The following is an 18981-nucleotide window of genomic DNA, read 5'->3' on the forward strand; positions in this document are numbered from 1 at the left end:
CAGAGGTTTTGTTGGGTTATACTCGCGCCCCTCTTTACTCCCCGCCCGTTCCGGAGCCCGCATGACCCAGGATCAACTCAAACAGGCAGTGGCCCAGGCCGCCGTCGATTTAATCCTTCCTAAACTCGACGATAAAAGCATCGTCGGTGTTGGCACCGGCTCCACCGCCAATTGCTTTATCGACGCGCTGGCCCTGCACAAGGGCGCGTTCGACGGCGCCGTGGCCAGTTCCGAAGCCACCGCCGCGCGCCTCAAGGGCCATGGCATTCCGGTGTACGAGCTCAATACCGTGAGCGACCTGGAGTTCTATATCGACGGCGCCGATGAAAGCGACGAACACCTGAACCTGATCAAGGGCGGCGGCGCTGCCCTGACCCGCGAGAAAATCGTCGCGGCCGTGGCCAAGACCTTTATCTGCATCGCCGACGCCAGCAAACTGGTGCCGGTACTGGGCAACTTCCCGCTGCCGGTAGAAGTGATCCCCATGGCCCGCAGCCACGTGGCCCGCGAGCTAGTAAAACTGGGCGGCGACCCGGTGTACCGCGAAGGCGTGCTGACCGACAACGGCAACATCATCCTCGATGTGTTCAACATGCAGATCACCAACCCGGTGGAGCTGGAGACCCAGATCAATGCGATCGTCGGCGTGGTCACCAACGGGTTGTTCGCCGCGCGCCCTGCGGATGTGCTGCTGCTGGGGACCAGTGAAGGCGTGAAAACCCTCAAGGCCTAAGTACACGCAGAACCCCTGTGGGAGCGGGCTTGCTCGCGAATGCGATGTGCCAGTCACCGAACTTGCTGGCTGACACACCGCATTCGCGAGCAAGCCCGCTCCCACCTTTTTGACCGCGCTCCGTTCGATGGACATGTAACAAAAACGCTACTTTTCGCAGCAGCCTCTCCCCCGCCCGCCCCAATTTGTGCGCCAAGTCACGGCATCCCCTGCCGCATCTGGTATCAAATCCGTTACAACTTATAGCCAGGCGACCCCCACTTCCAACAACGCGCCAATTCGCGACCGCCCCACGGAATGAGGCGCGCATTGTGCAATCGGTCCCGCCGAGCAACTCCCTCAACCTCTTCAAGGAAGACCTTGTGATCAAGCCCCTAGCCCTCGCTGTCAGCGTTGCCTGTGCCCTGCTGTCGACTCAATCCAATGCCTACGATTACGGCGAGCACGCCAATACCACCCTGGAAAAGCTGATCACCGACTACCCCGGCCGCTACCGAGGCACGGCCAACTTCGCCGGCGCCGCCGACTGGATGCAGAGCCAGATGGGCAGCGCCTATAACATCAGCCGCCAGGACTTCACTTGGAATGGCGGCAGCCGCGCTTCGCAAAACGTGGTGGCCTATGCCGCCGGCACCAAACCGCAATACGTGGTGATTGGCGCGCACTTCGATACCTATTTTGGCCGCCCGACCCTGCAAGGCCTGGACGACAACGGCTCCGGCGCCAGTGTGCTGACCGAAGTGGCGAAGAACCTTGGCGGCCTGCAACTGGAAAACGGCTTGCAGATCGTCGGCTTCGGCGCCGAAGAGGAAGGCCTGCGCGGCTCCCGAGCATTTGTCGATTCGCTGAGCGCCAGCCAGCGCGCCAATATGCTGGCCATGATCAACCTCGACAGCCTGATCACCGGCGACATGATGTACGCCCACGCCGGCCAGAACAGCACCGCCAACCCGGCCCTGGCATCGTTGCGCGAACACACGTTCCAGATCGCCAAGGAATTGAACATCAACCTGTTCACCAACCCCGGCCTGGACGCGCAATACCCCGCCGGCACCGGTTGCTGCAGTGATGGCGAAGCCTTCGAGGCGCTGAATATCCCGATCCTGTATATCGAAGCCACCAACTGGGAACTGGGCGACCTGGACGGCTACACCCAGACCGACAACCCAGCGATCCCCGGCGGCTCGACCTGGCACGACCCCAACGAAGACAACAAGAGCGTCCTGACCAATGCTTTCGGCCAGGAACGCATCGACCAGCGCCTGCGCGATTATTCGCGCCTGCTCAGCCGCCTGGTGCTGGAGCTGACCAATGCCGACTTGATGGCCTCCACCACCTCGGGCGGCGCGGTTGCGCGCAACATGCAGGACAACCTGCAGCGCCAGCACCAGGCCATGGTGCGTTTGCACGATCGCCGCTGGCTGACGTTGCAATCGGCCAGCCGTGAAGTGGGCACCTTCGATGGCGAGATCGGCGTGGACGGCGAGTACAACCCGGACAGTGGCTTCGACACCGCTCCCAACCCCGAAGCGCGACGCCTGGGCCTGCATGCCCTGGGTGACTATCAACTGAGCAGCAGCTTGAACATCGGCGCCAGCCTCAGCTACCTCAACGGTCGCGACAAACTCGAGCACCGTGGCAAGCTGGAAAGCGACACCTGGCAAGCCGCAGTCTATGCCTTGTTGAACGATGGTGGCCCGACCTGGCTGGCCGGCGACCTGAGCGTGGGCCACAGCAGCTTTGACTCAAAACGTAACCTGGTGATCCAGGCCAATGGCGGCCCCGTGTTGCTTGACCAGCAACTGACTGGCGAGACCGATGCCTTGTCCCTGGGTGCCCGGGTGCTCGGCGGCTATGACTTCGACCTGGGTGCGATCAAGACCGGACCGTTTGCCGGCCTGGATTACAGCCACTCGCGTATCGACAAGTTCCACGAGAAGCAGAACCTGCGCACGGCCCTTGAATATGAAGAGCAGTCTTTCGATTCCCTGGAAGCCAGCCTCGGCTGGCGCGTGCGTGGTGCTGTGGCCCTGCCTTACGGCCTGAGCCTGATGCCCTACGGCGATATCGCCTGGGTCAAGGAACTGGCCGACGGCCGCCTGGACGACCTGGACCTGACTGCACGAGCTGATGGCCAGGTGCGCACTGCGCGCCTGGGTTCAGTAGACAAGAGTTTTGGCCGCGCACAGGTCGGCAGCCAATTGGCGATCACCCCGCAGCTTGGGGTGTACGCCGAAGTGAACGGGCGCCTGGGCCATGCCGAAGGCAGCCAGACCGGCTACTCCCTGGGCGTACAGTGGATGTTCTGATCCTTGCTCGCGCCTACAGTGGGTCGGCTTTTTTCTTGAACACGTAGAACAAATTCGGCTCACTGACCAAATACAGCGTGCCATCGTCATCCATGGCGATGCCCTCGGCCTGGGGCACGCGCTTCTTCAGGCCATGGCGCCCCTTGAGCAATGACAGACTGCTCAAGGGGCGACCGTCGATATCCAATTCCAACACCAGGTACGACTCATCGGACAGCGCCAGCAAGTGGCCGCTGCGCTCATCGTATTGCAAGCTGGACAGGTCGCGCACAAACAGCCCGGCATCGCGCCGTGGGTTGTTGACGACATGGACCGAGTAGGTCTTTTCGGGTTTGAAATGGGGAAACCCATGCACTTCGTAGATCAACATCGGGTCCCGCTCCTTGGCGACAAACAGGCGCTTGCCCACCGAGTCATAGGCCAGCCCTTCAAACCCTTTATTGCCCTTGAGGTGCACACCCAGGGTCATCTGCTCGGCATCGGCCGCGTCGAGGAACTGCGTGTCGTCCTCCAGATGTATCTTGATCAAGCGCTGCTGACGTTCATCGCTGACCACATAGGTGTTCTCGCTGATGAACTCCACCGCTTCGGCATCGCCAAAGCCCACCAGGTTGATACGCCGCAGGATCTTGCCATCCAGGGACAGTTCGACCAGTTCGGCGTTTTGGTTGGTCACGGTAAACAGGCTCTTGCGCACCGGATCGAAGGTCAATGCCGAGACGTCATCGTCCAGGCCGTCAATCACCTGGGCTTCCAGCACCACGTGATAATCCGCCAGGCCAATGGATCGTTCGTCCACCGGCTGGCGCCAAGCCTGCCAGTTGAACCAGGCACGCTCGAATAAACGAAACTGCTGGGCGACCACGCCCACAGCAACCAGGGCGATCAACAACAGGATAAACAGGGCGGGTTTGGGGCGGGCAAATCGGCGCATGGGGGCTGGCTCAAAGTCAAAACTGGCAAATGAATATCACAGCCATCTGAATTTAAACTTAAACGCAGCTCAGTGTCTGGGGAATGCCGCTCATAGAGAAGAATCCGACGTATTAGTCGGCTATTTCTGCTTTTCGAAGCGGTAGAACAGATTGGGCTCGCTGACCATGTACAGCGTGCCGTTTTCATCCATGGTCACGCCTTCGGCGCGGGGGATGGTGTTTTTCAGGCCATTGAAGCCGCCAAGCACCGTCATGAAGCTGACTTGCTTGCCTTCTTCGTCCAGCTCCAGCAGCAGATGGGAGTCGGCGGACAGTACCAACAGGTGGCCGGTACGCGGATCGACGCTCAGGGCCGAGAGGTTGCGAATATCCAACTCGGAGCTGGGCAGTTTCTGCTTGTTGCCAGCCAGGACCTGGCCGCCGTCGCTGTGCCAGGTGAACAACTGCGCTGGCCGTTCGATACCCAACACCAGTTGTTGATTGCGCTTGTCCCAGGTGATGGCCTCGAATGCCTTGTTCTGGTTTTCGGAGGGCCCCAGGTCGTAGCTGGGGAAGTCAGCGAAGGCCAGTTGGCGCGTATCGGCATCGACCTTGACCAGCGTCATGTTGTGTCTGCGCTCATCCACGATGGCCAGCACGCCGTTTTCCATGACCGTCACGCCTTCCGGGTTGCTCCAGCCCACCAGGGGGATCTTGCGCAACACATCGCCCTGCAGGCTCAGCTCCACCAGGAACGGGTTGCGGCCCATGACCGCGTACAGGGTCTTGGTCCTGGGGTCGTAGGCCAGATCCGACGCTTCGTCCTTTTCCATGCCGGGCAACGGCTTGGCGTCAATCACCGTCTGGTAATCCGGAAGCCAGACACTCTCCCGACGCTCCATGGGGCTTTCAAACCGCTCCAACACCCATAACGCGCCCCGGTCGTCCCAGTGCATCAACCAGGAAATCCCATACATGACGGCCCCGACCAGGAACAGCCAGGAGTACCAACGCATATTCAGGCGCGGGCGCGGAGCGGGTTTCACAGAAGGGAGAGGTACGGCCATGGAGGCATTCCAGATAATCGGCTGTAGGTGATAGCCCAGGCTTAGACCGCCTGCGTGCCATATGGCCGAGGATTATCCAGATGGCGTGTGAAAAAAATGCAAAGCGCCGATTTGCGCAGTACGCACAAATAATCTGTGTACGAGCTTGTGTAGGAGCCGGGCTTGCCCGCGATGCAAGCACCGTGGTGTATCAGGCACACCGCGGTGATGCTATCGCAGGCAAGCCAGCTCCCACACAAGCCGGCACCTACAGAGGGATGGGGTTAGCGTACGGAGCTTTCGAAGCGGCTCACGCCGGGCAATTCCAGCACCAGTTCATCACCCACTTCCAGCGGGCCCACGCCCACAGGCGTACCGGTCAGGATCACATCACCGGCCTGCAGCGAGAAGCAGCCGGCCATGTGCTGGATCATCGGCACGATCGGGTTGAGCATCTGCGCACTGTTGCCGTCCTGGCGCACCTGGCCATTGATGGTCAGGCGAATACCGATATCGGTCAGGTCCGGGAAGGTGCTGCCCACCACGAACGGCGCAATGACTGCCGCACCGTCGAAGGACTTGGCAATTTCCCACGGCAGGCCCTTGGCCTTGAGCTCGGACTGCTTGTCGCGCAGGGTCAGGTCCAGGGCCGGGGCGAAGCCGGAGATGGCGTCCAGCACTTCTTCACGGCTCGGGGTTTTCGACAAGGGCTTGCCGATCAGCACCGCAATTTCCGCTTCGTAGTGCACCGACCCACGGTCGGCTGGAATGGCAAAACCGCCTTCCAATGGCACCACGCAACTGCCCGGCTTGATAAACAGCAGGGGCTCGGTCGGCACCGGGTTATCCAATTCCTTGGCGTGTTCGGCGTAGTTGCGCCCGATGCAGACCACTTTGCCCAGCGGAAAGTGGATATTGGTGCCGTCGACGTACTTGTGCTGATAGCTCATGGACCGCTTCCTCTTTCGTGATGGTTAAACAGCGAAGATCTTGCCCGGGTTCATGATCCCGTTCGGGTCAAACACGGCCTTCACTGCCTTCATATATTCGATTTCAACCGGGGAGCGGCTGTAGGTCAGGTAGTCACGCTTGGTCATGCCCACGCCATGTTCGGCGGAGATCGAACCGTTGTACTTCTCGACGGTTTCAAACACCCACTTGTTGACGGTGGCGCACTTGGCGAAGAACTCGTCCTTGGACAGGCTTTCCGGCTTGAGGATGTTCAAGTGCAGGTTGCCATCGCCGATGTGGCCGAACCAGACGATTTCGAAGTCGGGGTAGTGTTCGCCGACGATCGCGTCGATTTCCTTCAAGAACGCCGGCACTTTCGACACAGTGACCGAAATGTCGTTCTTGTATGGCGTCCAGTGGGAGATGGTCTCGGAGATGTACTCGCGCAGCTTCCACAGGTTGTGCAGCTGGGTTTCGCTCTGGCTCATCACGCCATCCAGCACCCAGCCCTGCTCCACACAGTGCTCAAAGGTTTCCAGGGCGTGGTTGGCGACTTCTTCGGTGGTGGCTTCAAATTCCAGCAGGGCATAGAACGGGCAATCGGTCTCGAACGGCGCCGGCACATCGCCACGGCCGAGGACTTTGGCCAGGGCCTTGTCGGAGAAAAACTCAAAGGCCGTCAGATCCAGCTTGCTCTGGAACGCATGCAACACCGGCATGATCGAGTCGAAGTCAGTGGTGCCAAGCACCATGGCGGTGAGGTTTTTCGGCGCACGGTCCAGGCGCATGGTGGCTTCGACCACAAAGCCCAGGGTGCCTTCAGCACCGATAAACAGCTGGCGCATGTCGTAGCCGGTGGCGTTCTTGATCAGGTCGCGGTTGAGCTCCAGTACATCACCCTTGCCGGTGACGACCTTCATGCCGGCCACCCAATTGCGGGTCATGCCGTAGCGAATGACCTTGATCCCGCCGGCATTGGTGCCGATATTGCCGCCAATCTGGCTAGAACCGGACGAAGCGAAGTCCACCGGGTAATACAGGCCGTTTTCTTCGGCGACGTTCTGCAATTGCTTGGTGACCACGCCCGGCTGGCACACGGCGGTGCGGTCGGTGAGGTTCACGTCGAGGATCTGGTTCATGTAGTCGAACGACACCACCACTTCGCCATTCGCGGCAACGGCCGCCGCCGACAAGCCGGTACGCCCACCGGATGGCACCAGCGCCACCTTGTGTTCATTGGCCCAACGGACAATCACCTGTACCTGCTCAATGGTCTTGGGGAAGACGATAGCGGTCGGCGCGGGGGCGAAATGCTTGGTCCAATCCTTGCCGTAAGCCTCCAGGGAGTCTGCATCGGTCAGCACTTTGCCGGGCTCAACCAGGGTCTTTAGCTCATCAATCAGGGCAGGATGGGTCATCGACAGAACTCTCGAACAATTCATGGTCATCCTGAGAACGCTTCACGTCGCAGGAATGAGTGTTTAGCGGGGCGCGTATGCTAGCATACCGCCCCCGCAGGACAGAGCCCAAGGGCGTTTCTGCGGTGACGGCTTTCCTGCCGTCCGGGTCAGCTTAAGCGATCCGATTCCCTGCCATTTTTCTCCGGGATACAGGTTTACGCAGATGAGCAAGACTTCTCTCGATAAGAGCAAGATCAAGTTCCTTCTTCTGGAAGGCGTCCACCCATCGGCCGTCGACGTCCTAAAGGCCGCCGGGTACACCAGCATTGAGTACATCACCAGTTCTCTGCCGGAATCCCAGCTCAAGGAAAAGATCGCCGACGCGCACTTTATCGGCATTCGCTCCCGCACCCAGCTGACCGAAGAGATCTTCGACCACGCCAAGAAGCTGGTAGCTGTCGGCTGTTTCTGCATCGGCACCAACCAGGTTGACCTCAATGCAGCGCGCGAGCGCGGTATCGCAGTGTTCAACGCCCCGTACTCCAACACCCGTTCCGTGGCGGAGCTGGTATTGGCCGAGGCCATCCTGTTGCTGCGCGGCATCCCTGAGAAGAACGCTTCCTGCCACCGTGGCGGCTGGATCAAAAGCGCGGCCAACTCCTTCGAAATCCGCGGCAAGAAGCTGGGTATCGTCGGTTACGGTTCGATCGGCACGCAATTGTCGGTACTGGCCGAAGGCCTGGGCATGCAGGTGTTCTTCTATGACACCCTGACCAAGCTGCCATTGGGCAACGCCACCCAGGTGTCGAGCCTGACCGAGCTGCTGGGCATGTCCGATATCGTGACCCTGCACGTGCCGGAAACCGCTGAGACCCAGTGGATGATCGGCGAAAAGGAAATCCGCGCCATCAAGAAGGGCGGGATCCTGATCAACGCCGCTCGCGGCACCGTGGTCGAGCTGGATGCCCTGGCCGACGCGATCAAGGACAAGCACCTGATCGGCGCCGCCATCGACGTGTTCCCGGTGGAGCCACGCTCCAACGACGACATTTTCGAAAGCCCGCTGCGTGGCCTGGACAACGTGATCCTGACCCCGCACATCGGCGGTTCCACCGCTGAAGCCCAGGCCAACATCGGTCTGGAAGTAGCGGAAAAGCTGGTCAAGTACAGCGACAACGGTACGTCGGTGTCCTCGGTCAACTTCCCGGAAGTGGCCCTGCCGGCTCACCCTGGTAAGCACCGCCTGCTGCACATCCACCAGAACATCCCGGGTGTGATGATGGAGATCAACAAGGTCTTCGCGGAAAACGGCATCAACATCTCCGGTCAGTTCCTGCAGACCAACGAGAAGGTTGGCTACGTGGTAATCGACGTCGACGCCGAGTACTCGGACCTGGCGCAAGAGAAGCTGCAGCACATCAGCGGTACTATCCGTAGCCGCGTGTTGTTCTAAGGTTTCAGACGCACCACGAAGAAGGGAGCCCTGAGGGCTCCCTTTTTTTCGTCTGAACAAATCTTACTTGACGGTAACGGTGATCACTTTTGAAGCTACAGTAGGTTCAAACTGACGGTGAACGTTATCGCCCGCCACCAGTTGCAGGGTGTGCTTGCCTGGGGCCAGGGTCAGTTCAGTCTTGGTCTGCGCCTTGCCGAAATGGATCACGGTATCGGTGGCGGGAATCGGCTGGCTTGGGTCGGGCAACTCCTTCTGATCAACCAGCAAGTGGTGATGGCCGGCACCCGGGACTTGTTTGTCGATAGGTTCCAGGTCCATGCCCTTGATGCCAAACTCAACGGTGAAGGTCTTGTCGACGGTAGCGCCATCCTTAGGCGAGACAATAAACACTTCAGCACCCTTGGGCGCAGGTGTACGTGGGACATCGGCGGCTGACGCCAGCATGGAAGCCCCCAGCAGCAGGCTGGCCAGGGTTGCACGAGACAAAATGGCTTTCATTAACTTCTCCAGTTTTTCTGTGAAATCTGTAGGGTTATGACAACTTAGTGACGAAACGTTGTCCAAGGCACTCGACACCATAGCAAAGCGAGCCTGAACCGCGTCTCGCACCTTCGAATTCTTTAGGAGTGACCATGCGTTTTTTGCCTGGCCTGTTACTTGTGCTGCCTTTTTTGAGCCCCTTGGCTCACGCCGAACTGTTTGACGACGTGTTTGACCGTGGGGAACTGCGCATTGCCCTGGAGGCCGACACGCCGCCCTTCAACTTCAAGGAAGGCGACAAACTCACCGGTTTTGAAGTGGAACTGGGTGAGTTGCTGGCTCGGGAAATGGACGTACGCGCCTCCTTTATCACCACCGACGAAGCAGACTTGCTGCCCGGCGTGGAAAGCGGCAAGTACGACGTGGCGATCAACCACATCGCTGTGACTGCGCAATTGCGCGATCGTTTCGATTTCAGCGCACCGTATAGCTATGCCAATGCCCAGATGCTTGCCAACAAGCAGCAAAAACCCCTGTTGAGCGGCCTGAATACCCTCACCAGCAGTCAATTTGCCGCCAAGCCCACCGAGGGCGTGGATCTGCGCAGCCGTGTCGATGCCAAGGCCACGTTGACCCTGGCCATCCCATTCCAGAAGGGCAACCCGGCGTTCAAATCGAGCCTGGACATGGCGTTGGAGCGGATCAAGGCCGATGGGCGGCTGACGGCGCTGTCGGAGAAGTGGTTAGAGGCTGACACCAGCAAACCTGCCAAATAACCAATGTGGGGCCAGGTTTGTGTGGGAGCGGGCTTGTGTGGGAGCGGGCTTGCCCGCGATTGCGGTGGGTCAGCCAAAAAATCTGTCACTGATATAGCGCCATCGCGGGCAAGCCCGCTCCCACACAAGCCCACCCTCACATGGGATTTAGGCGGGGTTTGAGAGCAGGGCCGCAGCCGCCTCGGCCAACTCCAACTCGCTGAACACCTGCACCCCATGGCGCTTGAGCAACGCTGCCGTCACCCCTTCGCCCGTGACTTTCACCCCACTGAACGTGCCGTCATAAGTCAGCAGGTTGCCGCATGACGGGCTGTTGGCCTTGAGCACCGCGATACGGATGCCGTGGCGCTGCACCAGAGCCAGGGCCTGGCGCGCCCCATCCAGGAAGGCTTCGCTGAAGTCCTGGCCATCGGCGGTCAACACTTGGGCGCGGCCTTCCCACACATCCATCCCCTGCCCGCCCGGAATCTCGGCGGATGGGCGTGGCGTAGGCAAGCCGCCAGCGACCTCTGGGCACACCGCAACCACCCGCCCTTCGGCCTGCCAGGCGGCCAGTTGGTCGAACGGCCCGCTGGCCCCACCGTCATAACGCACGCGATGCCCCAGCAGGCAGCGGCTGACCAGAATCTTTTGCATGCTCAAAACGGCTCGTTGCCCCGCCGGCGAAACCAGCCCGTCAGGGACAGGCGCTCGCGGTGGGCGGGCAGGACTTCATGGGGCACTTCCCCCGACAGGAACACCACCAGGCAACCGCCGGTGGGGTCCACATCGTGTTCAATGCCATCCTTGAGGTACATGCGCAACTGGCCGCCGTGCTCGGGCAGCCAGTCCTGGTTCAGGTAGACCACCGCCGAGACCATGCGCCGGTCATCATCGCGAAAACGGTCAAGGTGTTTGAGGTAGAACGCTCCCGGCGGGTACATGGCGAAGTGGCATTCAAACTCTTCCAGCCCCAGGAACAACCCCCGGTTCATCGCCAGCCGCAGGCTGTCCATCAACACCAGGTAGCGGTCGCAGATAACCGCCTGGCCGGGCTCCAGCCATTGGATATGGTCGCCACGAATCCCCTCGCGAATCTCCTGGGCCGGTCCGCGTCCGACAGCGGCCGGTGCCAATTCACCTTCAGCGGCACGTTTATGGCACTCAGCCGCCAGTTCCAGGGTCAGAGCCTCTGGCAGGAAGATGTTCTGCTGCGACCAGCCTTTCACGGCCAGGTCGTCGACGATGCGTAGCAGCAGCGGGTCATCAGGGGATATTTGCATGGCGCGCATAGTATCCATACGCCTGGCAAACCGACAGCGCCGCCTAGCGCCTAAATACACTTTAGTCAGGCGATTGATAGGACTTCTCGACAAATCCTACGCCCGACACGGACAATAGTGGCCGACTGACAGGAGTCCCTATGCGTCGTTTGTTTTTATCCTTGCTGATGTTCTGCGTGTTGCCCGCCTGGGCAGACAGCCATGACCAGTTGTACGCGGTCGCCGGCTGGCCGGAACAACGTGCGCATTTTAATGACGCCTTGAGTGCCGCCCAGCAGCGATACCGCAACAGCTTGCCGCCGGCGGTGTACCAGGCGCTGGTGGACAACAGCAATAAACGCTTCGCCCCCAAGGCCATGGATCAGCGCGCCGAAGCCCAGTTGCGCCAGAACCTGGCCGATCCAAAACCCGCGCTGGCGTTTTTCCAGTCGCCGCTGGGGCGCAAGATTGTCGCCGCCGAGTTGCTGGCGACCCGCCGCGACCAATTGGCCAAGAACGCCCAGGGCTTGCCGCAGATCCAGGCCGACGCCACCCGTAGCCTGATCATCGGCCACCTGGCCCAGGCGTTGCCCGCCCGCGAAGCCGGGGCCGAGGTCAGCCTGGCGATTGCCGGCGTGGCAGCAGACAGCCTGAGCCAGATGATCCCCGGCCTGTTGGGCGGCGGTCAGGCGCAAGGCATGCTCAACGGCCAGCGCGAGCGGTTGATGCAGCAGATCGGCAATGACCTGAACAACACCTTGCTGTACGTGTATCGGGACCTGTCAGACCCGGAGCTGGAAGAGTTCGCCACGTTTGCCGAATCGCCGGAAGGCAAGGCGTATTACCAAGCAGCGCTGGCAGCGATCCGCGCCGGCCTGGCGGTCGGCCAAAGCACCTCCAGCCTGGCCCCCTGACGCCCCTCCCCCCTGTAGGAGCGAGCTTGCTCGCGAAGAACGTCAACGATAACGCGTGCTGCCTGGTTAGACGCGGCGTCCTTGAGTTCTTCGCGAGCAAGCTCGCTCCTACAGGGGGGGAGGGTTATTTCAGGTGATCGGTGAGGAACTTGAAGTATTGCTCGCGGATTTCAGGCAGCTCATTGGCCATGTGATGCCGCCCACGCGGCACCATCAGGACCTGCGGCTGATCGAACTTGCCGCGTAGCACCTGCAAGTTGTGCTGCCAATCCACCGTCATATCCTCCTCGCCCTGCACGATCAGTGGCCGCCGCGTGCTGCGCGGGGCAGCTTCGATGCGCTTGATCCAGCGCGCCAGCGCACCCACCCAAGCGGTAGGCAGTTGCCGGGGCTGCAAGGGGTCGGCCTCGAGGAACGGACGAAACGCCGGGTCGTTGCTGTTATCGCTGAAGCGCCGGGCGATGCCTTTGACGAACGGCTTGAGCAGGTAATAGCTGAGCTGCGACCAGCCCCAGGCTCGCGGCCGCACCAGCGGCGACAACAGGAAGGTCTGGCCTTGCGCCGGGCTGTCCGGGCCATGGTGGAGCAGATGGTCCACCACAATCGCCCCGCCGGTGCTTTGCCCGAACAGATGCCAGGGCTTGGGCAGTTGCAGCGCGTCGGCCTGTTCGAACAAGCCGTTCACCACCTGCTGGTACACCGCGAAATCATCGATGCTGGCCCGCGCGCCACTGGACAGGCCATGGCCCGGCAAGTCGCAGGCAATCACCACGAAGCCCTGGTCCAGACCCCACTCCACCACGCTGCGGTACAGCCCCATGTGGTCGTAGAAACCGTGGAACATAAACAGTGTGGCCACCGGTTTCGCCGGCCACCAGACCTGGCTGACCACCGCGAACCCGTCCACCTCGAAGCGCCCCAGGCGACTGACCACCGGCGTTTTGCGCGCAGCCAGGTCCAGCCCATAGAAGCGCTGGTAGACCCTGGCCTCGGCCGAAAGCGGTTGCGCGTCCATCAGGGGCCGCAAGCTTTCGCGCAGATGATCGGGGTCAAAGGTAACGGGCATAAGAACTTCCAGACTAGGGCTTCACAGCATTGAACAGATGAATATCGAGTCGCGATATTCATCTGTCAGGGCAAGCATGGCAAGCTACGCCACCGTCGAGGATTGTTCTGAATGCGAAAACCCTACCGCACTGCCCTGCTCGCCAGCCTGATCATGCTGATCTGCGCCGCCGTGCTGTGGGCCGCGTATGACTGGTTCCAGGGTCGCTATCTGCGGGCATTCAGCGAGCATACGGCGGTGTTTTCCGGCGACCTGCTGCGCCTGCCGGACGACCTGGCAGGCCCCGGCCCGATCCGCCTGGTGCACTTCTGGGACCCGGCCTGCCCGTGCAATGTCGGCAACCAACAGCACCTGAGTGAACTGATCGAGCAATACGCGCCCCAGGGCGTGGAATTCTATGCCCTGCAAAAAACCGGCAGCCACGGCCAATTGCCCGCAACCCTTGGCGCCATGAAAATCCTCACCACCTTGCCCGGCGCCGACCAAGTGCCCGCCAGCCCGGCGGTGGGCATCTGGGACAGCAATGGCAAACTGGCGTACTTCGGCCCTTACAGTGAGGGCCTGACCTGTAATTCGAGCAACAGCTTTATCGAACCGATCCTGCAGGCGCTCAAGAGCGGGCGGGCGGTGAATGCGACCCACACCCTGTCGGTGGGCTGCTATTGTTCCTGGCCACAAGGCTAAAAGTCCCACTTCTAATAATAAGGATTGTTCATGAAGCGCGTCTTGTCGGGTCTCGCGGCCCTGCTGGTGTTGATCGCCCTCGGGGCCGGCTGGTATGTCTACAGCAAGCAACCCACCCGCCAGGGCACGGTGGAGCTGGCCAACCTGCAGGGCTCGGTCACGGTGCGCTACGACGACCGGGGCGTGCCGCACATCCGCGCCGAGAACGAGGCCGACCTGTATCGCGCCCTGGGTTATGTGCACGCCCAGGACCGTCTATTCCAGATGGAGATCATGCGGCGCTTGGCCCAAGGCGAGTTGGCCGAAGTACTCGGCGTCAAGTTGCTGGATACCGACAAACTGTTCCGCAGCCTGCGCATCCGCGACCGCGCCACGACCTATGCAGCGCAGATGGACCGCCAGTCGCCGCACTGGAAGGCCTTGCAAGCCTATCTGGACGGGATCAACCAGTATCAGGACAGCCACGCCAGCCCCATGGAGTTCGACGTGCTGGGCATCCCCAAGCGGCCATTCACCGCCGAAGACACCATCAGCATCGCTGGCTACCTGGCCTACAGCTTTGCCGCAGCCTTTCGGACCGAGCCCTTGCTGACTTATGTGCGCGACCAACTGGGCAGCGACTACCTGAAGGTGTTTGACCTCGACTGGAAGCCCAAGGGCGACCTCGGCCTGGCCGCCGCCGACTGGCAAGGCTTGAGTGCCATCGCCCGCCTCAGCGAGCAGGCCCTGGCCGACAACGGCCTGCCGCAGTTCGAGGGCAGCAACGCCTGGGCCATCAGTGGCAACCGTACCAAGAGCGGCAAGCCGTTGCTGGCGGGCGACCCGCATATCCGCTTCTCGGTGCCGTCGGTGTGGTACGAGGCGCACTTGTCGGCGCCCGGTTTCGAACTCTACGGTTATCACAACGCCCTGGTACCGGTGGCGTTCCTGGGCCACAACAAAGCGTTTGGCTGGAGCCTGACGATGTTCCAGAACGATGACCTCGACCTGATCGCCGAGAAGGTCAACCCGGACAACCCCAACCAGGTGCGCTACCACGACCAGTGGGTCGACATGACCACCAGCGAGCAACAGATCGCGGTCAAGGGCCAGGCACCGGTGACGCTGACGCTACGCCAGTCGCCCCACGGCCCGATCATCAACGACGTGCTCGGCGCCAATGCCGGCACCACGCCGATTGCCATGTGGTGGGCGTTCCTCGACACCGAAAACCCGATCCTCGACGGGTTCTACCAACTCAACCGCGCCGACACCTTGGCCAAGGCCCGTCAGGCCGTGGCCAAGGTACATGCACCGGGGCTGAATATCGTGTGGGCCAATGCCAAGGGCGATATCGGCTGGTGGGCCGCGGCGCAGTTGCCGATCCGCCCGGCCGGGGCCAATGCCGGGTTTATCCTCGACGGCAGCACGCCTCAGGCTGACAAGCTGGGCTTCTACCCGTTCAGCGCCAACCCCCAGGAAGAAAACCCGGCGCGGGGTTATGTGGTCTCGGCCAATGCCCAGCCGGTATCGCCTACTGGCATGCAGATCCCCGGCTATTACAACCTGGCGGACCGCGGCCAACAGTTGAACGCGCAGTTGAGCGACAACCAGGTCAAATGGGACCTGGACAACAGCCAGGCCCTGCAACTGGGCACCACCACCGCCTACGGGCCCCGCCTGTTGGCGCCGCTGTTGCCGGTGCTGCGTGAGGTGGTCAAGGAGCCGTCCGAGCTCAAACTGGTGGAGCAATTGGCAGGATGGAAAGGTGATTACCCGGTGGAGTCGATCCCGGCCACGTTGTTCAACCAGTTGCTGTATGACCTGACGGACGCTGCTTTCCGCCCCAAGTTGGGCGACGACATGTTCAAGACCCTGATCACCACCCGCGTGGTCGACGCCGCCCTGCCACGCCTGGCCGCCGCCGCCGATTCGCCGTGGTGGAACGGGCAGCGTGCCGAGACGGTCAAGCGCGCCTGGGACAAGAGCCTGGCCCACCTGAAAACCACCTTCGGCGACGACCCGGCGCAATGGCAATGGGGCAAGGCCCATACCCTGACCCATGGCCATCCGCTGGGCATCAAGAAGCCGCTGGACCAGATCGTCAATGTCGGCCCGTTTGCCTCACCGGGCAGCCACGAAGTGCCGAACAACCTGTCCGCAATCATTGGCCCGGCGCCATGGCCGGTGACTTATGGTCCGTCTACCCGGCGCCTGGTCGACTTCGCCGACGCCGCCCACGCACTGACCATCAACCCGGTGGGACAGAGCGGCGTGCCGTTCGACAAGCACTATGCCGACCAGGCCGAGACCTACATCGAGGGCGGGTACGAGCAAGCGCATTTTGATGAAGAAGAGGTCCAGGCCAATACTCGCGGCACCCTCAAGCTATTGCCGGCCCGCCCCCCACAACAGCCCTGACGAAACATGGCTTAAGAAATGTGGGAGGGGCGGTGCGACGATTCGACTTGCTCGCGAATGCGTAGTGTCAGTCACCACATGTATAGACTGATCCACCGCATTCGCGAGCAAGCCCGCTCCCACACTTTAATCTCCCACAGTTTTAATCTGCGTTGCGCATTCGACCGGGGGCCTGGCCATACGCCTCCTTGAATTTCTTGCTGAACGCCGCCTGGGATTGATAACCCACCCGGGCGGCGATATCCGTCAGGCTCAACCGCGACTGCTGCAACAGGTTGAACGCCAGCTCCATGCGCAACTGGGTCAGCAGCACCCACGGCGATACGCCCGCCACTTTGACAAACGCGCGCATGAACGTGGCTCGGGACATCGACGCCGCGCCGGCCAGGCTGTCGATGGTCCAGTCATGCCCGGGCTCGGCCAGCATCGCCTGCCAGGCGCGGCCCAGGCGTTTGTCGGTGAGCAAGGCAAACGTCCCCGCCAGCGGGGCCTGTTGTGCCAGCCAGGTGCGCACCAGCAAGGTGAACAGGGCCACCGACAGCGCATCAATGAACGACCGCGCACCGAGCCGCTCGCTATCCGCTTCGCTGCGCATCAGGGCAATCAGGGCTGCCAGTTGCCCGTCGGCCTGCCATTGCCGGCTGGACACCACCAGATACGTCGGCAAGGCCGCGAACAGCAACGACTGGCGGTTGTAGTGAAAGCTGCCACAGAGCATCTCCACCTCCGGCTGATCGCCACCCAGGCGATGCACCGTGAGGACACCGTCGTCGATCACCCTGGGCAACATCGCCGGTACCCTCGCGCCCTGGCTACGCAACAGGTGAGTCGCGCCGCCGGGCAACAGCAGGATGTCGCCCTCCTCCAGGGTCACTCGTTGCCCACCCGAAAGTTCGGCGCGGCAAGTGCCACTGACCACAATGTGATACGGCGCCACGCCCAGGGCCTCGGGCGCATGGTCCAGGGCCCAGTCGCCCTGGAACTGGCAACGTACATCGAGGTTGCCGCGCAGGTTGGCCAGGGTGATCAGGGTGTCGATAGCGTTCATTTGCGAATATCGGTCAAAAAGTTGAGCGGATCGAACAATACCGCCAAACCCGAACGGCACACACTGGCTTCACACCCAACCCGTTCAGGAGTCATCGCAATGTTCAATAACTGGTCCGACTTGCTGCCTACCGTGAAGAAAGCCTTTGGCACACTGGGCAAGAGCAACCCGAAGATGGTCAAAGCCTACATGGCGCTTGGCGAAGCCGCCGAGGAAAACAACGTCCTGGATGCCAAGACCCGCGAACTGATCTCGATTGCAGTGGCGATCACCACTCGCTGCGACGGTTGTATCGGCGTACATGCCGACGCCGCGATCAAGGCCGGTGCCACCCGCGAAGAAGTCGCCGCAACGCTGGCCACTGCCATCTCACTGAATGCCGGCGCCGCCTACATCTACTCGCTGCGCGCGCTGGAAGCCTACGACACGCTTAAACCGGCGCCGCAAAGTTGAGCCGAAACTGCTGCGGCGTCACGCCCAGCCGGCGGTTGAACACACTGCGCAGGTGCTGGGCGTCACGAAACCCGCATTGATAGGCCACGGTCTTGAGCGGCGCGCTGCTGCTTTCGAGCATCACCCGCGCCGCATCCACCCGCGCCCGCTCGACAAATTCCGCCGGGGTGATCCGCGCCTCCCGGGCAAATACCCGCGAAAAGTTGCGCGCACTCATGTTGGCCGCGCGGGCCAGGTCGGCAATGCCCAGGTCACCGGTCAGGTTCGCCAGCACGTACAACTGCACCTGCGCCACGGCCGATGAAGATTCGGCATGGGGCGTCAGGAACGGGCTGAACTGGGACTGCCCGCCGCTGCGCTGGGTAAACACCACCAGGCGCTTGGCCACGCTCAAGGCCACTTCCGGGCCGTGGTCCTGGGCCAGCAGGTACAACGACAGATCGATGCCCGCCGTGACCCCGGCCGAGGTGTAGAGGTTGGCGTCTTGCACGTACAGGCGGTCGGCGTCGACCCGGGTCGAGGGGCACAGTCGCGCCAGATCCGCCGCGTCGCCCCAGTGCGTGGTGACCGTGCGCCCCTCCAGCAAACCGGCACGCGCGAGCATGAACGCGCCATTGCAGATCGAGCCGAAACGCCGAGCCCTGGCACTGGCGCCCTGCAGCCACTGATTGAACCCCGGGCCGAAATCCTCGAAGGGCAACTGCGGGCCACCGGCTACCAGCAACAGGTCATAGGCTTGCAATGCCTCGCTGTAGTGGATGTGGGCCTGCAATGACAGGCCGTTGGAACAGGCGATCTGGCCCTGGACCTGGCCGATGACTTCGAGCTGGTAATGATCCGCAGGCGCCAGGAAGCGATTGGCCTCGCAGAACACGTCCATGGGACCGGTCACATCCAGTGACTGGACGCCGGGGAAGATCAGGATCGCGACGGTTTTGTGCATGGATGGCACACCTTTCTACCGGAATAAACGAAGAAACAAATGTGGGAGCGGGCTTGCTCGCGAAAGCGGTGGATCAGTCTATACATCTGGTGACTGACACTGCGCATTCGCGAGCAAGCCCGCTCCCACATTTGGATTGTTGCAGGCTTCAAGGGATAGCAGTGCCT

18 protein-coding genes are annotated in these 18981 nt (G+C 61.5%); 8 read left to right on the forward strand and 10 right to left on the reverse strand.

What is annotated here, in order from left to right; all coding sequences use genetic code 11:
- Positions 1 to 61: 61 nt before the first annotated feature.
- A complete protein-coding gene (gene rpiA / locus HKK57_RS07630) occupies positions 62 to 733 on the forward strand; it encodes a ribose-5-phosphate isomerase RpiA (protein WP_029289406.1) in 672 nt (223 codons plus the stop codon).
- A 362-nt stretch (positions 734 to 1095) separates the two neighbouring features.
- The gene (locus HKK57_RS07635) at positions 1096 to 3042 is read left to right on the forward strand and encodes an autotransporter domain-containing protein (protein ID WP_169389995.1); all 1947 of its coding nucleotides are present in this window, start codon (positions 1096 to 1098) and stop codon (positions 3040 to 3042) included.
- A gap of 13 nt (positions 3043 to 3055) precedes the next feature.
- Here the strand turns inward: HKK57_RS07635 and HKK57_RS07640 are convergent, their stop codons facing one another.
- The 4 genes from HKK57_RS07640 to HKK57_RS07655 form a co-directional block, all read right to left on the reverse strand.
- Complete coding sequence (locus HKK57_RS07640; RefSeq protein WP_070993995.1) at positions 3056 to 3976, reverse strand: SdiA-regulated domain-containing protein; 921 nt, start codon at positions 3974 to 3976, stop codon at positions 3056 to 3058.
- 120 nt (positions 3977 to 4096) lie between these two features.
- Entirely contained in the window at positions 4097 to 5023 is a 927-nt protein-coding gene (locus HKK57_RS07645) for an SdiA-regulated domain-containing protein (RefSeq protein ID WP_029289414.1), read from the reverse strand.
- A gap of 263 nt (positions 5024 to 5286) precedes the next feature.
- Complete coding sequence (locus HKK57_RS07650; protein ID WP_029289416.1) at positions 5287 to 5952, reverse strand: fumarylacetoacetate hydrolase family protein; 666 nt, start codon at positions 5950 to 5952, stop codon at positions 5287 to 5289.
- Positions 5953 to 5976: 24 nt separating this feature from the next.
- Positions 5977 to 7371, reverse strand: a complete 1395-nt coding sequence (locus HKK57_RS07655) for an FAD-binding oxidoreductase (protein WP_169389996.1) — start codon at positions 7369 to 7371, stop codon at positions 5977 to 5979.
- A gap of 205 nt (positions 7372 to 7576) precedes the next feature.
- Here HKK57_RS07655 and serA point away from each other — a divergent pair, with 205 nt between their 5' ends.
- Complete coding sequence (serA, locus tag HKK57_RS07660; RefSeq protein ID WP_029289418.1) at positions 7577 to 8806, forward strand: phosphoglycerate dehydrogenase; 1230 nt, start codon at positions 7577 to 7579, stop codon at positions 8804 to 8806.
- Positions 8807 to 8869: 63 nt separating this feature from the next.
- On the opposite strand, the gene HKK57_RS07665 is transcribed toward serA, so the two are convergent.
- Positions 8870 to 9307, reverse strand: coding sequence for a DUF4399 domain-containing protein (locus tag HKK57_RS07665; protein ID WP_029289419.1), 438 nt, complete (start codon positions 9305 to 9307; stop codon positions 8870 to 8872).
- Positions 9308 to 9441: 134 nt separating this feature from the next.
- Between HKK57_RS07665 and HKK57_RS07670 the strand changes: the two genes are divergently transcribed.
- The gene (locus HKK57_RS07670; protein WP_169389997.1) at positions 9442 to 10065 is read left to right on the forward strand and encodes a transporter substrate-binding domain-containing protein; all 624 of its coding nucleotides are present in this window, start codon (positions 9442 to 9444) and stop codon (positions 10063 to 10065) included.
- Positions 10066 to 10212: 147 nt separating this feature from the next.
- Here HKK57_RS07670 and HKK57_RS07675 read toward each other — a convergent pair whose 3' ends face one another.
- Complete coding sequence (locus HKK57_RS07675) at positions 10213 to 10701, reverse strand: DUF523 domain-containing protein (RefSeq protein WP_029289423.1); 489 nt, start codon at positions 10699 to 10701, stop codon at positions 10213 to 10215.
- Between the two features lie 2 nt (positions 10702 to 10703).
- Positions 10704 to 11336 (reverse strand): 2OG-Fe(II) oxygenase, encoded by a 633-nt coding sequence (locus HKK57_RS07680; protein WP_029289425.1) that lies wholly within the window; start codon positions 11334 to 11336, stop codon positions 10704 to 10706.
- Between the two features lie 131 nt (positions 11337 to 11467).
- On the opposite strand from HKK57_RS07680, the gene HKK57_RS07685 reads away from it, so the two are divergent.
- Positions 11468 to 12220 carry a DUF2059 domain-containing protein gene (locus tag HKK57_RS07685; RefSeq protein ID WP_029289427.1) on the forward strand — a complete coding sequence of 251 codons (753 nt, stop codon included), beginning with the start codon at positions 11468 to 11470 and terminating at the stop codon, positions 12218 to 12220.
- Positions 12221 to 12344: 124 nt separating this feature from the next.
- Here the strand turns inward: HKK57_RS07685 and HKK57_RS07690 are convergent, their stop codons facing one another.
- Entirely contained in the window at positions 12345 to 13286 is a 942-nt protein-coding gene (locus tag HKK57_RS07690) for an alpha/beta hydrolase (RefSeq protein WP_169389998.1), read from the reverse strand.
- Positions 13287 to 13397: 111 nt separating this feature from the next.
- On the opposite strand from HKK57_RS07690, the gene HKK57_RS07695 reads away from it, so the two are divergent.
- Positions 13398 to 13970: a DUF6436 domain-containing protein gene (locus tag HKK57_RS07695; protein WP_169389999.1), complete on the forward strand. Its 573-nt coding sequence runs from the start codon at positions 13398 to 13400 to the stop codon at positions 13968 to 13970.
- A gap of 30 nt (positions 13971 to 14000) precedes the next feature.
- The gene (locus HKK57_RS07700; RefSeq protein WP_169390000.1) at positions 14001 to 16370 is read left to right on the forward strand and encodes a penicillin acylase family protein; all 2370 of its coding nucleotides are present in this window, start codon (positions 14001 to 14003) and stop codon (positions 16368 to 16370) included.
- 142 nt (positions 16371 to 16512) lie between these two features.
- Here the strand turns inward: HKK57_RS07700 and HKK57_RS07705 are convergent, their stop codons facing one another.
- Positions 16513 to 17418: an AraC family transcriptional regulator gene (locus HKK57_RS07705; protein ID WP_169390001.1), complete on the reverse strand. Its 906-nt coding sequence runs from the start codon at positions 17416 to 17418 to the stop codon at positions 16513 to 16515.
- Positions 17419 to 17517: 99 nt separating this feature from the next.
- Here HKK57_RS07705 and HKK57_RS07710 point away from each other — a divergent pair, with 99 nt between their 5' ends.
- Positions 17518 to 17871, forward strand: coding sequence for a carboxymuconolactone decarboxylase family protein (locus HKK57_RS07710; RefSeq protein ID WP_028618364.1), 354 nt, complete (start codon positions 17518 to 17520; stop codon positions 17869 to 17871).
- Here HKK57_RS07710 and HKK57_RS07715 read toward each other — a convergent pair.
- Positions 17849 to 18814 carry a GlxA family transcriptional regulator gene (locus HKK57_RS07715; RefSeq protein WP_029289441.1) on the reverse strand — a complete coding sequence of 322 codons (966 nt, stop codon included), beginning with the start codon at positions 18812 to 18814 and terminating at the stop codon, positions 17849 to 17851. The genes HKK57_RS07710 and HKK57_RS07715 overlap by 23 nt on opposite strands.
- Positions 18815 to 18981 lie beyond the last annotated feature (167 nt).

This window comes from Pseudomonas sp. ADAK21, from assembly GCF_012935735.1.
GTDB classification, from domain to species: domain Bacteria; phylum Pseudomonadota; class Gammaproteobacteria; order Pseudomonadales; family Pseudomonadaceae; genus Aquipseudomonas; species Aquipseudomonas proteolytica.